The sequence below is a fragment of the Arthrobacter sp. SO3 genome (genome assembly GCF_020532825.1).
Taxonomy (GTDB): Bacteria; Actinomycetota; Actinomycetes; order Actinomycetales; family Micrococcaceae; genus Arthrobacter.
In genome coordinates, this window is sequence record NZ_MQTS01000169.1 from 6,806 (window position 1) to 21,949 (window position 15,144).

Genomic DNA, 15,144 nt, shown 5'->3' on the forward strand with positions numbered 1-15,144 from the left:
GGAACCGCCGTTTGGCGGGGCCCAGATCCTCTTCGGGATACATCGGCCGCAGCAGCGGATCAGCAGCGACACCGTCATAGAACACATCGATGAGCTTCACGAACGTCTCGTGGCCGCCCACGGCGTCGTAGAAGTTGTCCGTGTAGCCGGGCCGGCTGAACGGATCGTTCTGCAGCAGCTGCTGGGGCTGGCGGGGTTCGCCGGCGCTGGGAATTGTCATGGCTCTATTCTCCGGCCTTCTGCTGCGGTGTGCTGTCGGCCTCGCCCGGTGCCGATGCATCGGGCGGAACGTACGTGCCCTGGGAGCGGTTGCCCACCCGCAGGATCTCGCCGTTGCGCAGGTACCAGATGGTGCCGTCCTCCGCCCGGACCCGGGTGATCCGCAGGTTCATCGCCTCCACCGTGCCCACGACCTCGGAGGTCTCGATGACGTCGCCGATGCCGTACTGGTCCTCCATGGTGATGAAGATGCCGGCCAGGAAGTCGCGGATCAGCTGCTGGGCGCCGAAGCCGATGGCGATACCGAGGATTCCGACGCTGGTCAGGATCGGCGCCACGTCCACGTTAAGGTTCTTGAGCACGTACACGCTGGTCAGGACGGCCACCAGGACGCCCACCACGCTGTTGAGCAGTGCTCCGATGGTGTTGGCCCGCTGCTCCCGGCGCTCGTGGTCCAGGGCACGGAAAGCGGGCGCCACCCAGCGGAAGTGCGGCCTCTTGAAAAACGTGCTGCCCGCGGCGACCCGCTTGGTGATTCCGACGATCACGAACGACGCCACCAGCCAGACGGCAACTCCGACCCCCAGACTGATGAGGACCCCGGGCACGTTGATGGCTGAAATGTCCGGAGGGGTGATGGGCTCGGTCGCGGTCATGCTGAACATCGGCGGGGGTACTCCTCGTAGCTGCGGTCCTGCTGCCGGCCGTTGGCGCCGGCCTGGGCGTCCTGCGCGGCGGCCGGCTTTCGGCGGCCGCACAACGCGTTGGTCTCATTCAACATTAGCGCCGCGGCTCGCCCCCATGCGCATCCTGGCTGTCACCCTGCCGCGTGAACGCCTCCGGCCGGCCGGAGGCGTTCAGCCCGCCTGGCCCCCGACCCGGACGCTCGGCTCGTGCAGCACCGGGAAGTTGACGCTCCGGGCGATGAAGCAGAGCCTGTTCGCGCCGGCGTGCAGTTCCGCCATGAGTTCCTCCGCCACCGGGGCCGCCAGGGTCACCCGGGGCCTGAGCGTGGCCGACTCAAACTGTCCGCTGCCGTCGCGGTTGGTCCGCATCAGGGCCTCGGCCCGGTCCTCGTATGCCGTCACCACCACGCCGTGCTTCACCGCGACATGCAGGAAAGACAGCATGTGGCACTGGGACAGCGCCGCCAGCAGCAGCTGTTCCGGGTTGTACCGGTTGCGGTCGCCGTGGAAGGCCGGGTCGGCGGAGCCCCGCAGGACGGGCAGCCCGGGGATCTCAACGTCGTGGTCCCGTGAATAGCCACGGTACGACGCCGTCCCCTCGCCGAGGTTCCCGGCCCAGCGGACTGTCAGCGCATAGCGGTGTTCATCGAGGCTCATGCGCCGAGGTCGGCCTGGCGGGCGCGCAGCGCGCGCGCCACGCCGTCACGGTTCTCCAGCATCATCCGCCGCAGGGCCGAGCTGTCTTCCGGCAGCGAGGCCAGGAACTCGTCGGTGCGGTCCACGGTAGCCTGCGTGGTCAGCTGGGCCGGGTAGAGCCCGACGACGATCTGCTGGGCCAGCGCGTGCGTGCGGTCCCGGACGATTCCCGGGACGGCGGCGAAGTATTTCTCGGCGTACGGCTCCAGCAGGGACGTGTCCAGCACCCGGGTGAAGCCGCTGACGGCCGAACCCTGCAGCGCGTTGGACAGTTCTCCCGTGACCACAATCGAGGCCCAGGCCGCGGCCTTGGCCTCCGGCGTCGGGATGGCGGCCGTGGCGAGGGCCGCCGCGTTCTGCCCGGTGGCCGTGTTGTCGTGCTCCAGCTCGGCGTCGATCTTGTCCTGGCCGGCCCGGCCGCCGGCGACGAGGGAGGTAATCAGTTCCCAGCGCAGGTCCTGGTCCACGGTGAGACCGTCCAGTGTCAGGCTGCCCTCCAGCAGGCCGGAGACGATGTCGAGCTGGCGGGCGCTGCGGGCCAGCAGAGCATAGGACTTGACGAACTGCAGCCGCGCGTCGGAGCCGGCCGGGACGCCTGCGGCGAGCTCCCAGAGCCGGTCGGCGGCTGCAACCGTGGTGGCCTCCTTGTGCTCCGCCGCCACATAGAAATTCAGCGTGGTGGCCAGCTGGCGCAACTGGACCAGGATCACGGAGGAATCGGATTCCTCGGCGATGTTGGCCAGTATCAGTTCCACGTAGCCGCGGGCCGGGGTTTCGCCGTCGCGGGCCGCATCCCAGGCGGAGCCCCACACGAGGGTGCGGGGAAGGCTCTGGCTGAAGTCCTTGAGGTGGGCCGTGGCCGTGGCGAGGGACGTCGGGTCGAGGCGGACCTTGGCGTAGGCGAGGTCGTCGTCGTTGAGCAGGACCAGGTCCGGCCGGGCGAGCCCGGCCAGCGTCGGCACATCGGTGCGCGCGCCGTCGACGTCGAGCTCCTCGCGGTGCACGCGTTCGAGCTTCCCGGCACCGTTGAGGTTGTAGAAGCCGACGGCGAGCCGGTGCGGGCGGATGGTGGGCTGGGCCTCGGTGGCGGACTGCAGGATCGCGAAGGAGGAGATGGTGCCGTCTTCGCCGACGGACAGCTCGGGCTTGAGCGTGTTGACGCCCGCGGTCTCCAGCCAGAGCCGCCCCCACTGGGCCAGGTCACGGCCGCTGGCTTTCTCAAGCTCGGCCATCAGGTCGCTGAGCTCGGTGTTCCGCCAGGCGTGCTTGCGGAAGTACTCGCGGACGCCGGCCATGAATTCCTCCGGACCCACCCATGCCACGAGCTGGCGGAGCACCGAGGCGCCCTTGGCATAGGTGATGCCGTCGAAGTTCACCTCGACATCCTCCAGGTCATTGATCTCCGCGAAGATCGGGTGGGTCGTGGGGAGCTGGTCCTGGCGGTAGGCCCACGACTTTTCCACCGAGGCAAAGGTGGTCCAGGCGCGGTCGAATTTGGTGTTTTCCACGGCCGCCAGGTGGGACATGTACTCCGCGAAGGACTCATTGAGCCAAAGGTCGTTCCACCAGCGCATGGTCACGAGGTCCCCGAACCACATGTGGGCGAGCTCGTGCAGCACGGTAATGGCGCGGCGCTCCACCTGGGCGTCGGTGACCTTGCTGCGGAAGACGTAGCCCTCCAGGATGGTCACGGCCCCGGCATTCTCCATCGCCCCGGCGTTGAACTCCGGCACGAAGAGCTGGTCGTACTTCTCGAACGGATAGGGGCAGCCGAACTGCGCTTCGAAGAACTCGAAGCCCTGGCGGGTCAGTTCGAAGATGTTGTCCGCGTCGAGGTACTGCATCAGGGACTTGCGGGCGAAGACGCCCAGCGGGGTGACTTTCCCGTCGGCTGAGACGACCTCGCTGCGGACGGACTGGTACGGCCCGGCGATCAGCGCCGTCACGTAGGAGGAGAGCCGCGGGGTCGGGGTGAATTCCCAGACGGAGCGGGCGCCGCCGTCGGTGCCGGGGATGGTCTCGACCGGCACGGGGGTGGGGGAGTTGGACACGACATCCCAGTGCGAGGGGGCAATGACCGTGAACGTGAAGCTCGCCTTGAGGTCGGGCTGTTCAAACACGGCGAACATCCGCCGGGAATCCGGCACCTCGAACTGGGTGTAGAGGTAGACCTCATGGTCCACCGGGTCCACGAAGCGGTGCAGGCCTTCGCCCGTGTTCATGTACGGCGCTTCGGCGACGACCAGAAGCTCGTTCTCCGCCGCGAGGTCCGGCAACTGGATGCGGACGCCGTCGGAAACCTCTGCCGGGTCAAGCTCGCGCCCGTTGAGGGTCACGCCCAGCACTGCGTGGGTCACGGCATCGATGAAGGTCGAGGACCCCGGCTTGGCCGAGAACGTCACGGCGGTGGTGGTGCCGAAGACTTTGTCCCCGCGGCTCAGGTCGAGTTCGACCTCGTAGGAGTCGACGGCGATCAGGTCGGCACGCTCGCGTGCCTCGGCGCGCGTCAGGTTCATTCCAGGCAAAGTTGGGCCTCCGGGGATGCTTAGGGACGGGGAAAATCGTTACTGTGAAATCATTCTTTCACTTCTGTGGTGCTTGGCAAGTTGTCTCAGGTCACACCAAGATACAACGCCGAACCGCCGGGGTAGCGTTGGGGATATGGGAAAGCTTCGGGATTCTGTGGACGCCAGGGCACTGCGCTTCGCCGTGGGGTTCCCGCTGATGCTCGCGGCGGCGTTTGTGGTCTGTTCGTTGCTGATCCGCTCCGATCTGCCCGAGCCGCTCGCGGTCCGCTGGACCGGGAGCGTGGCGGTGGACTTCGCCCCGTTCGGGGCCGTCGTCGGAGTCGGGGCGGCCATGATCGTGCTGATCGGCTGGGCCGTGCTGGTGCAGGCGGTGCCGCTGTCCCGTCCGGCCGTCATGCGCCGGATCATGATGGGCGCCGGACTATTCGTCAGTCTCTTCATCACCACCGTTCTCGCCGCAGTGCTGGTCGGACAACTCGGCCTGCAGGACGCGGGGCAGGCCCGGGTGGACGTTGCCGTGCTCGCCATGGGCAGCGGCGCAGCCCTTGGCCTGGGCTTCGTCATGGGTTTCGTCTTCAAAGCCGACGAGCGCTGGTCCACGGACGACGACCGGGCCATCCAGGCGGCCCTGGACCGCGAACGGGATCCCGACCTGGCCCGGGACTCGGTGAGCCTGTGGGTGCACGCCCGCAGTTCGGTCTTCGTGATGCTCGGGATCGCCACGTTGCTTCCGGCCGCCCTCCTCACGGCCGCCGTGCCCTGGCTGGCTGGGCTCCTCGCCGCGCTGGCCCTGCTCGCCGCCGCGTGCCTGTTTGCCCGCCTTCAGGTGGACCGGAGGGGTCTCCGGGTTTTCGCTGCCGGAATCGTCCGGGTCATGGACGTCCCGGCGGGTGCCATCGAGGCCGCGACGCCGAAGGAGGTCAGGGCCGCTGACTATGGCGGCTGGGGTTACCGGAGCCAGGGCAGCTCCACGGCGCTGCTGGTCAGCAGCGGACCCGCCGTCGTCGTCGACCGCTTGGACGGGCGGACCCTGACCGTCAGTGCCGGGAGTGCCACGACGGCGGACAATGTCGCGCAGGTGATCTCGCGGGTCGCGGCGCGGGCCCGGGGGGCCGGCGGAGCCACTGATTTGTGAAGTCCGGCCGGCCGCTGAACAAGCCCGCCGGCCCGTGCCCTAGTAGGCTGGTAACAGCCTCCAGACCGCCCGCAGCCCACGTGATTCCACTGATCTGCCCCACTGAACGGAAACGCCGTGACCACCCCAACTGATCTTCCGCGCGTGCACATCGCCACCGACCACGCCGGCATGGAACTCAGCGCCCATCTCGTCCGGCATCTCAGCGCCAAGGGCTACGAGGTGCTCGACCACGGACCCAAGGCCTACGACGCCCTGGATGACTACCCCTCGTTCTGCATCAACGCCGCGCTCGCAGTGGTGGCGGACCAGGACGCAGGCACCAGCGCCCTCGGGATCGTCCTGGGCGGCTCCGGCAACGGCGAGCAGATTGCCGCCAACAAGGTCAAGGGCGTCCGGGCGGCCCTGGCTTGGAACCTGTCCACCGCGAAGCTGGCGCGCGACCACAATGACGCCAACGTGGTCGCCGTCGGCGGCCGCCAGCACAGCGTCGACGAGGCCACGGAAATCATTGAAGCGTTCCTGGCCGAACCTTTCAGCCATGACGAACGCCACGTTCGCCGGATCGGCAAAATCGCCAGCTACGAGCGCACCGGCGAGGTCGTCGCCTAGTGCCGGAAGGGCATTCCGTCCACCGGCTGGCCCGGCAGTTCGGGGACGTCTTCACGGGGGAGCGGCTCGCGGTGTCCAGCCCGCAGGGGCGCTTCGCCCAGGGCGCGGCGCTGCTGGACGGCCACACCCTCACCGGCTCGGCCGCGCACGGGAAGCACCTCTTCCTGGAGTTCGAGCACGGGCTGCTGCTCCATGTCCACCTCGGCCTCTATGGCGCCTGGGACTTCGGCGGCGACGCAAGCTTCCGTGGAGCGTCCAGCATCGGCGCGCCCCGCAAAGTGGGGGAGCGGGAGGTCTACGACGACGGGGAAGCGGCTGAGCCGGCCCGGTACCAGGGGCCGCCCGCACCGGTCGGTGCCGTCCGCGTCCGGATCACCAGCGCCCACGGCTGGGCCGATCTCCGCGGTGCGACCACCTGCGAGACGGTCACGGAGGCGGAGGCGGAGGCCGTGCTGGCACGGCTCGGTCCTGACCCGCTGCGCAACCTGCCAGGCGACCGGGGGTCCTTTGTTGCCGGCTTCCTGGCCAGGCGCACGCCGCTGGCGGCCCTGCTGATGGACCAGAAGGCCGTTGCCGGCGTCGGGAATGTCTACCGCGCCGAGCTGCTGTTCCGGCAGCGCCTGGACCCCTGGCTGCCGGGGCAGCGGCTGTCCCCGGAGGCAGCCGGCCGGCTCTGGGACGACACCGTCGCGGTGATGTCCGACGGCGTCCGCGACGGCCGGATCATCACCACACCCCCGCGCTACTGGGGCGCACCCGGGGCCGGGGGATCCCGCGGCGGCCTGCCCGCCCCGGAGGACTCCCACTTCGTCTACCGGCGGCAGGGACTCCAGTGCCGTGACTGCGGAACGCCGGTGGCACTGGCCGAGCTCGGCGCCCGCAAGCTGTACTGGTGCCCGGCCTGCCAGTCCGGCTGACGCATAGCTTGGAACAGCTGGGCGGACGCCCGGGAGCCGGAGCGCGGGACCCGGAGATGAAAAAAGCCCCTCCGCAGAGGGGCTGTTCGTCATATTTCGGAGGGGACGACGGGAATCGAACCCGCATCATCAGTTTGGAAGACTGAGGCTTTACCACTAAGCTACGTCCCCGGGAACATGCTGGGACTCCAGCAGAACTTCCGGGCGGCTGTTGAAGCCGGATACAACTAAACCTAATTCAGGGCCCCGGTGTCAAATGTGCAAACCGGCGCAATTTGACCGTAGACTGTTCTGTGCACTTACGGGGTGTAGCTCAGCTTGGCTAGAGCGCCTGCTTTGGGAGCAGGAAGTCGCAGGTTCAAATCCTGTCACCCCGACTCTGCAAGTACTGCCAGACCCTTGGCGGTGCAGAACCCCACCCCCTAAAACCAGGAGTACTTAGACTGTGAAGAGCGCTGTCGAGAACCTCACCCCCACGCGGGTCAAGCTCAATGTTGAGGTCCCCTTTGAGGAATTGAAGCCCAGCATCGCAGAGGCATACAAGACTGTTGCTTCGCAGATCCAGGTCCCCGGTTTCCGCAAGGGCAAGGTCCCCTCCAAGCTCATTGACCAGCGCGTTGGCCGCGGCTACGTGCTGGAGACTGCCATCAACGACGGCCTCAACGGCTGGTACCAGGCAGCCGTTCAGGAAACCGGCATCCGGCCGCTGAGCCGTCCCGAGGTCGAAATCACCGAGGTGCCGGACCCGTCCGCCACGGACGGTGAACTCAAGTTCCACGCCGAGGTGGACGTCCGCCCCGAGATCGAACTGCCCGACTACGCCGGCATCAAGGTTGAAGTTGCCGCCGCTGAGTCCACCGACGCGGACGTCGACAAGGCCCTGGACGAACTCCGCGGCCGCTTCGGCACGCTGAAGTCCGTGGACCGCCCCGCCGCGGACAAGGACTTCCTGACCATCGACATCACCGCCACCATCGACGGTGCCGAGGTTGACTCCGCCACCGGCCTGTCCTACCAGGTGGGCGCCGGCACGATGCTCGAAGGCCTCGACGAAGCCGTCACCGGCCTCAGCGCCGACGAGGACGCCATCTTCGATACCACCCTCGTGGGCGGCGAGCACGCCGGCGAGTCCGCCCAGGTCAAGGTGGTCGTCAAGTCCGTCAAGGAGCGCGAGCTTCCCGAGGCTGACGATGACTTCGCCCAGCTGGCCTCCGAATTCGACACACTGGCCGAACTGCGCGAGGACCTCGCCAAGCAGGCAGCAGAGTCCAAGGTCGTCGAGCAGGGCGTCGAAGCCCGAGACAAGGTCCTCGACAAGCTCGTCGAGCTCGTAGCGGTACCCGTCCCGGACTCCGTCGTCGAAGAGCAGCTCGAGCAGCACTTCAACGCCGAGAACGCCCACGGCGAAGGCGAGCACGACACCGAGGAGCACCGCGCCGAGGTCAAGGCCAACACCGAGCGCGCCTTCCAGAACGAGATCATCCTGGACGCCATCGCGGAAAAGGAAGAAGTCAATGTCAGCCAGAACGAGCTGATCGACTACATCGTCACCACCGCCGGCCAGTACGGCATGGATCCGAACCAGTTCGCCCAGATCATCGATCAGAGCGGCCAGGTCCCGATGATGGTCTCCGAGGTGCGCCGCCGCAAGGCACTGGCCGTCGTCCTGGGCCAGGCCGAGGTCACCGACTCCGAGGGCAACAAGGTTGACCTGAGCGACTTCGTCCGCCCCGGCGGCGAAGAGGCACCGGTTGAGGCCGCCGAGACCGAGGAAGCCGCTTCCGACGAAGCAGCCACCGAGACCGCGAAGAACGATGACCCGGCAGCAGTGAAGTTCTAACACTTCCTGGTCCCGTAATTCCGCCGCACCCCCGGATCTTTGATCCGGGGGTGCGGCTTTTTAAGCCCACGATGAACCCTCCCGGGCAATCGTGCGCCGTCAGCGAACAGCCCCGCGCCTGAGCACAAAGCACGCGCGAAAACCGTTAGTGTCCATGTAGGAAAGTTCAGTGATGTCGTCCAGTGGCGTCACCGTCGCCAGCGAGAGGTAAGTACATATGTCACAGCAAGCAGGGGCACCCCGGATGGCTACTGTCGATCCGGCAGCCCAGGATAACTACATTTACAACCGCCTGCTGAAAGAGCGCATCATCTGGCTCGGCTCCGAGGTCCGCGACGAGAACGCCAACGCGATCTGCTCGCAGCTGCTGCTGCTCTCGGCCGAGAACCCCGAGAAGGATATCTACCTCTACATCAACTCACCGGGCGGCTCCGTCACCGCCGGCATGGCCATCTATGACACCATGCAGTTCATCCCGAACGACGTCGTCACCGTCGCCACCGGCCTCGCCGCCTCGATGGGGCAGTTCCTGCTCTCCTCCGGCACGAAGGGCAAGCGCTACGCCACCCCCAACGCCCGCATCCTGATGCACCAGCCCTCCGGCGGCATCGGCGGCACGGCCTCGGACATCAAGATCCAGGCCGAGCTCATCCTGCACATGAAGAAGGTCATGGCCGAACTGACGGCCGATCAGACCGGGCAGACCGTCGAGACCATCCTCAAGGACAATGACCGCGACAAGTGGTTCACGGCCAAGGAAGCCCTCGAGTACGGCTTCTTCGACAAGATCGCGGCGCACGCCGGATCCGTGGCCGGCGGTGGCGGAACCAACGCAGACTCCACCGGCTCGGTCACCGACTCGACCGACACTGCCACCGAGAACTGACCGGCACGTAGACAGCAATGAATTCAGGAGCAATGAACATGAACTACAACTTCGGTTCGACTGCCGGTAACCTGCCGAGCAGCCGCTACGTGCTGCCGCAGTTTGAAGAGCGCACCCCCTACGGTTTCAAGCGCCAGGACCCGTACACCAAGCTGTTCGAGGACCGCATCATCTTCCTCGGTGTCCAGGTTGACGACGCCTCCGCCGACGACGTGATGGCACAGCTGCTGGTGCTCGAATCCACCGACCCGGACCGCGACATCACGCTGTACATCAACTCCCCGGGCGGCTCCTTCACCGCCATGACCGCGATCTACGACACCATGACGTACATCCGCCCGGAGATCCAGACGGTCTGCCTCGGCCAGGCCGCCAGTGCCGCCGCCGTCCTCCTCGCCGCCGGAACGCCGGGCAAGCGCCTCGCCCTGCCGAACGCCCGCGTCCTGATCCACCAGCCCTCGCTGTCCGGCGGCCAGGGCGGCCAGGCTTCCGACCTCGAAATCCAGGCCGCCGAGGTCATGCGCATGCGGTCCTGGCTCGAGGACACCCTGGCCAAGCACTCCGGCCGGACGCCGGAGCAGGTCAACAACGACATCGAGCGCGACAAGATCCTCACCGCGGCCGAGGCCATGCAGTACGGCCTGATCGACCAGGTTCTGGATTCCCGCAAGATGAAGCCCCAGGCAATCACCAAGTAGCGGATCATCAGGTAACAAGCAGTACCCGACGCCGGTGCGGCCCACTTTAAGTGGCCCCACCGGCGTCGGCTTTCCACCCAACAGGCCCAAAGTGACCTAGAGTGGAACATGTCACGGCTCCGTCCCGGAGGGATCGTCCGTGATTCCAGTAACGGGTGCAGCGCTGCGCAGGAGATCGACAGAGCCGGCAGCAAGATACTAAAAGGGGTTCACATATGGCTCGGATTGGCGAGAGCACGGATCTGCTGAAGTGTTCTTTCTGCGGAAAGAGCCAGAAGCAGGTCCGGAAGCTCATTGCCGGGCCCGGCGTCTACATCTGCGACGAGTGTATTGAACTCTGCAACGAGATCATTGAAGAAGAACTCGCCGAAGTAGCCGACCTGGGCAGTTTCGAACTGCCCAAGCCCCGCGAGATCTTCGACTTCCTGCAGGAATACGTGATCGGCCAGGAGCCTGCCAAACGCTCGCTCGCCGTCGCCGTCTACAACCACTACAAACGCATCCAGGCCGGGCACGCCCCCAAGAGCGGCAGCCTCGCCGAGGGTGTGCACCACGACGACGTCGAGATCGCCAAGTCCAACATCCTGCTGATCGGCCCCACCGGCTGCGGCAAGACCTACCTTGCGCAGACCCTGGCCCGCCGCCTCAACGTCCCCTTCGCCGTCGCCGACGCCACCGCGCTGACCGAAGCCGGCTACGTCGGCGAGGATGTCGAGAACATCCTGCTGAAGCTCATCCAGGCCGCTGACTACGACGTCAAAAAAGCCGAACAGGGCATCATCTACATTGACGAGATCGACAAGATCTCGCGCAAGAGTGAAAACCCCTCCATCACCCGGGACGTCTCGGGCGAGGGTGTGCAGCAGGCCCTGCTGAAGATCCTGGAAGGCACGGTCGCGTCGGTCCCGCCGCAGGGCGGCCGCAAGCACCCGCACCAGGAATTCATCCAGATCGACACCACCAATGTGCTCTTCATCGTTGCCGGCGCGTTCGCCGGGCTCGAGGAAATCATCGGTTCCCGCTCGGGACGCAAGGGCATCGGATTCGGGGCGCCGCTCAATGAGGTCAAAAACAACACCGACTCCTACGGCGAGGTCATGCCCGAGGACCTGCTGAAGTTCGGGCTGATCCCGGAATTCATCGGCCGGCTCCCGGTCATCACCACGGTCTCCAACCTGGACCGGGCAGCGCTGATCCAGATCCTGTCCACCCCCAAGAACGCCCTCGTGAAGCAGTACCAGAAGATGTTCCAGCTCGACGGCGTCGAACTGGTCTTCGAGGAGGAAGCGCTGAACACGATCGCCGATCAGGCGCTCGAACGAGGCACCGGTGCCCGCGGGCTCCGCGCCATCATGGAGGAAGTCCTTCTCCCCGTGATGTTCGACCTGCCAAGCCGCGACGACATCGCCACCGTCATCATCACCGAGGACGTCGTCTCCACGAAGGCAGCGCCCACGCTGATCGCCCACGACGTCAAGCGCCGCAAGTCCGCCTGATCCGGAATAAACCCACGGCACCTGTCGCTGTCACCTGTGACGCGCCACGCCGTTGAACCGGCGCAGCGCCCCATTTCCCCGCAGACATCCCTAGGAGATCACCTGTGTCTGAATCCCAGAACAATCAAGCAGAGACCCCAGCAGAGACCAACAGCGCGGACTTCTGGTTCGACCCGATGTGCCCCTTCGCCTGGGTGACGTCCCGCTGGATCGGCGAGGTGGAAGGCGTCCGCGACATCCGCACCGAATGGCACGTCATGAGCCTGGCCATGCTGAACGAGGGCCGCGACGAACTGCCCGAGGAGTACAAGGAGTTCCTGGTTAAAGCCTGGGCCCCCGTGCGCGTGATCACCGCCGCCGCCGAGCAGCACGGCGCCCAGTACGTCAAGGCGCTCTACGACGCCATGGGCACCAAGATCCACAACGAGGGCAACAAGGACATCGCCGAGGTCATCGCCAAGTCCCTCGCCGAGGTCGGCCTGCCGGCGGAACTGGCGGCGGCAGGACAAAGCGAAAAATTTGACGCCGCCCTGCGCACAAGCCACGAGGCCGGGATCACCCTGGTGGGCCAGGACGTGGGCACGCCCGTTGTCTCATTCAACGGGACTGCTTTCTTCGGCCCCGTACTTACCCGCATCCCGCGGGGCGAGGAAGCCGGGCGCCTGTGGGATGCCTCGGTGACCCTGGCGTCGTTCCCGTATTTCTTCGAGATCAAGCGCAGCCGGACCGAGAACCCGGTCTTCAACTAGCGCCTCCCGCCGGGCGCAGAACGGCGCTTCCGGGCAGCAACGGGCCCCGGAAGAACTACTTCCATGTAGTTCTTCCGGGGCTCTTGCGCATCCGGAACGACGGGAGAACAATTGACTTTACCCACTTCGAAAGAAGCGGGACGCAGGAACCAAAGATTCAGTGACACTCATCCGACGCAGCCTTCGGCAAAGTCAGATGATGGCTACCAGTGACGAGGTAGGAAGACCTGAAAATCTAAGGATCTTGCCAGATTGCCTAAGACGTCACGTGGCAACCGAAAAGTCGAAGCCCCACCAACGGCAACACGCTGATGGGGCTTCCCCTTTGCCCAAAAGCATGCCGCCCAAAAGCATGCCGCCCAAAACAGGCCGGCCCACGAACAGGGTGCCCATGAGCAGTGAGCCCATTGCCAGCTACGCGCTGCTGTCCGACTGCTCCTCCGCGGCGCTGGTCAGCGCGTCCGGTTCCGTTGACTGGCTGTGCTTCCCGCGTTTTGACAGCCCCTCGGTGTTCGGTCGGCTGCTGGGCCAGGAGGCGGGGTTCTGGTCGATCCGGCCCGTCGGGGCACACACCACAACCCGCCGCTACCTGGGCCCGACGATGGTGCTCGAGACGACCCACACCACACCGGAGGGCAGCGTCACTGTCACCGATGCCCTCGTGCTCGGCGACGGCAGGCGGGGACATGATCTTGGGGCGGATTCGCCCGGAACCCTGCTCCGCCAGGTCTCCTGCAGCCAGGGCGCCGTCGACGTCGACATCGTCCTGAGTGCCCGGCCGGACTATGGTCTGTCCCGGCCGCTGCTGCACGCAGTGGATGGCGGCATCGTGATCGGTGCAGGTGCCATGACGCTGTCATTCTCGACGCCAGTGCCCTTGAAGACCGGCCCGGATGCCGCCCTGGCCCGGGTGGCCCTCCGCCCCGGGGACGTCCTCGGCTTCGCCCTCCACTCCCGGGCCGGTGCGGGCGGGGATCCTGTGTTGTGGAGCCAGGCCGAGATCAGCCGCCGGCTCGAGGACACCGTGGAGGGCTGGAGCAGCTGGTCCGGGATGCACCAGAACTACCGCGGCCCCTGGCAGGACCTCGTCGCCGGCAGCGGACGGCTTCTGCAGGCGCTCACCTACTACCCGACCGGGGCCATCGTGGCCGCGCCGACGACGTCGCTGCCGGAGGTGGCCGGAGGCACCCGCAACTGGGACTACCGGTACACCTGGATCCGGGACGCGAGCATGACGCTGCAGGCACTCTGGGTGGCCGCCTGCCCGGATGAGGCCGGAAAGTTCTTCCAGTTCCTGGCGACGGCGGCCGCACGCCAGCTCGCCGGTGGCGAGGAGCTGCAGATCATGTTCGGTGTCGGCGGGGAACGCGAGCTGCCCGAACGCGACCTGGCGCACCTGCCCGGCTGGCGCGCCAGCACTCCGGTCCGGGTGGGTAACGGCGCGTGGAACCAGCGCCAGCTCGACGTTTACGGGGAGTTGCTCGACGCCGCCGCCACGCTGCCGGAGTATCTCGCGGAGCTCGCACCGGAAACCCGCCTGTTCCTGGCCGATGCCGCCGATGCCGCCGCCGCACGGTGGCGCTCTGCCGACCACGGCATCTGGGAGGTGCGCGGGGAGCCGCGCCACTACCTCCACTCCAAGCTCATGTGCTGGGTGGCCGTCGACCGGGCCATCAGTCTCGCCGACGTCCTCAGGGCCCCCGGAAGGGTCCAGCGCTGGTCGGAGGCGCGCGGGCAGATCGCGGCCTCCATCCGCACCGAGGGCTGGAGTCCCGCCGCGAATGCCTACACCCAGGCCTACGGCTCCGATGACCTCGACGCTTCGGCCCTGATGCTCGCCATCGTGGGGTTCCTCCCGGCGGACGACCCGCGGATGCGCGCCACGATCGACGCGGTCGAACAACGGCTCACAGATTCCAGGGGCCTCGTCTACCGCTACCGGGCCGACGACGGGTTCGCGGGGGAGGAAGGGACGTTCCTGTTGTGCACGTTCTGGCTGGCGCAGGCCCTGGCCCTCGCCGGACTGACGCAGCGCGCCCGCGACGTCTTCGAACGGGCCGCCGGGTTCGCCACTGACCTGGGCCTCATGGCCGAAGAAGTCGCCCCGGACAGCAGCGAGCTGCTGGGAAATTTCCCGCAGGCGTTCAGCCACATCGGCCTGGTCAATGCCGCCTGGGCTATCAGCGAAGCGGAACGGCAACGCCCGGGTGCCGACGCCGGGCAGCGGACGGAAGCCCGCTGAGCGGATCCGAAGGAACAACCCCGGTGGCGCCGCTGTTGCTTCCAATGGCAGGGCATCGGTCCCGGTGCCGGGAGGCCCAGGCATCCCGCCCGGTTGTGTCCTGCGTCCCGTGCCCATCTGCGATCATCGGAGCGACATGCCCATCACAGCCCACCTTGACCTGAACCTCAAAGCGGAATCCCTGCCCACGGCGCCGGCCGTGCTCCGCGACATCCTCACCGATACGCGGGCCTTTGACGGATGCCTCGGCGTCGAGGTGCTGGTCGACAGCACCGATCCGGCGCATTTTCTTGTGGTGGAACAGTGGGCGTCGCTGGAACACGACTCCGCCTACCGCGCGTGGCGGGCAAGCGACGACGGCGCGAGCGGGCTGGGAGAGCTCCTGGCCGCCCCGCCGGTGCTGACGCGCTTCGAGACCTCCTTCGGGGTCTGAGCCCCCG

At 66.8% G+C, this 15,144-nt stretch carries 13 protein-coding genes, 2 tRNA genes and 1 pseudogene; 11 read left to right on the forward strand and 5 right to left on the reverse strand.

Annotated elements, in window-relative coordinates:
• The 4 genes and pseudogenes from BJQ90_RS15955 to pepN form a co-directional block, all read right to left on the reverse strand.
• Positions 1-220, reverse strand: a pseudogene (locus BJQ90_RS15955) (globin); the annotation flags it as partial.
• 4 nt (positions 221-224) lie between these two features.
• Positions 225-884, reverse strand: coding sequence for a mechanosensitive ion channel family protein (locus BJQ90_RS15960; RefSeq protein ID WP_226761210.1), 660 nt, complete (start codon positions 882-884; stop codon positions 225-227).
• A gap of 192 nt (positions 885-1,076) precedes the next feature.
• On the reverse strand, positions 1,077-1,562 hold the full coding sequence (locus BJQ90_RS15965) for an OsmC family protein (protein ID WP_226761211.1): 486 nt from the start codon (positions 1,560-1,562) through the stop codon (positions 1,077-1,079).
• Positions 1,559-4,117: an aminopeptidase N gene (pepN, locus tag BJQ90_RS15970; RefSeq protein ID WP_226761212.1), complete on the reverse strand. Its 2,559-nt coding sequence runs from the start codon at positions 4,115-4,117 to the stop codon at positions 1,559-1,561. The genes BJQ90_RS15965 and pepN overlap by 4 nt, the downstream gene beginning before the upstream one ends.
• A gap of 145 nt (positions 4,118-4,262) precedes the next feature.
• On the opposite strand from pepN, the gene BJQ90_RS15975 reads away from it, so the two are divergent.
• The 3 genes from BJQ90_RS15975 to BJQ90_RS15985 all read left to right on the forward strand — a co-directional run bounded on the left by BJQ90_RS15975 (position 4,263) and on the right by BJQ90_RS15985 (position 6,793).
• On the forward strand, positions 4,263-5,264 hold the full coding sequence (locus tag BJQ90_RS15975) for a hypothetical protein (RefSeq protein ID WP_226761213.1): 1,002 nt from the start codon (positions 4,263-4,265) through the stop codon (positions 5,262-5,264).
• Between the two features lie 117 nt (positions 5,265-5,381).
• A complete protein-coding gene (locus BJQ90_RS15980) occupies positions 5,382-5,876 on the forward strand; it encodes a ribose-5-phosphate isomerase (RefSeq protein WP_226761214.1) in 495 nt (164 codons plus the stop codon).
• Positions 5,876-6,793, forward strand: a complete 918-nt coding sequence (locus BJQ90_RS15985; protein ID WP_226761215.1) for an Fpg/Nei family DNA glycosylase — start codon at positions 5,876-5,878, stop codon at positions 6,791-6,793. The genes BJQ90_RS15980 and BJQ90_RS15985 overlap by 1 nt, the downstream gene beginning before the upstream one ends.
• Before the next feature lie 100 nt (positions 6,794-6,893).
• Here the strand turns inward: BJQ90_RS15985 and BJQ90_RS15990 are convergent.
• Positions 6,894-6,964: transfer RNA gene (locus BJQ90_RS15990), tRNA-Gly, on the reverse strand.
• 131 nt (positions 6,965-7,095) lie between these two features.
• On the opposite strand from BJQ90_RS15990, the gene BJQ90_RS15995 reads away from it, so the two are divergent.
• The 8 genes from BJQ90_RS15995 to BJQ90_RS16030 all read left to right on the forward strand — a co-directional run bounded on the left by BJQ90_RS15995 (position 7,096) and on the right by BJQ90_RS16030 (position 15,137).
• A tRNA-Pro gene (locus BJQ90_RS15995) sits at positions 7,096-7,170 on the forward strand.
• Between the two features lie 68 nt (positions 7,171-7,238).
• Positions 7,239-8,633: a trigger factor gene (tig, locus tag BJQ90_RS16000; protein WP_226761216.1), complete on the forward strand. Its 1,395-nt coding sequence runs from the start codon at positions 7,239-7,241 to the stop codon at positions 8,631-8,633.
• Positions 8,634-8,877: 244 nt separating this feature from the next.
• Entirely contained in the window at positions 8,878-9,519 is a 642-nt protein-coding gene (locus BJQ90_RS16005; RefSeq protein WP_226761225.1) for an ATP-dependent Clp protease proteolytic subunit, read from the forward strand.
• Between the two features lie 38 nt (positions 9,520-9,557).
• Positions 9,558-10,217 carry an ATP-dependent Clp protease proteolytic subunit gene (locus BJQ90_RS16010; RefSeq protein ID WP_226761217.1) on the forward strand — a complete coding sequence of 220 codons (660 nt, stop codon included), beginning with the start codon at positions 9,558-9,560 and terminating at the stop codon, positions 10,215-10,217.
• Between the two features lie 215 nt (positions 10,218-10,432).
• Positions 10,433-11,713, forward strand: a complete 1,281-nt coding sequence (clpX, locus tag BJQ90_RS16015; protein WP_226761218.1) for an ATP-dependent Clp protease ATP-binding subunit ClpX — start codon at positions 10,433-10,435, stop codon at positions 11,711-11,713.
• Between the two features lie 104 nt (positions 11,714-11,817).
• Positions 11,818-12,462: a DsbA family protein gene (locus BJQ90_RS16020; protein ID WP_226761219.1), complete on the forward strand. Its 645-nt coding sequence runs from the start codon at positions 11,818-11,820 to the stop codon at positions 12,460-12,462.
• 391 nt (positions 12,463-12,853) lie between these two features.
• Entirely contained in the window at positions 12,854-14,704 is a 1,851-nt protein-coding gene (locus BJQ90_RS16025; protein WP_226761220.1) for a glycoside hydrolase family 15 protein, read from the forward strand.
• A gap of 136 nt (positions 14,705-14,840) precedes the next feature.
• Positions 14,841-15,137 carry a putative quinol monooxygenase gene (locus BJQ90_RS16030; protein WP_226761221.1) on the forward strand — a complete coding sequence of 99 codons (297 nt, stop codon included), beginning with the start codon at positions 14,841-14,843 and terminating at the stop codon, positions 15,135-15,137.
• The last annotated feature ends 7 nt before the right edge of the window (positions 15,138-15,144 follow it).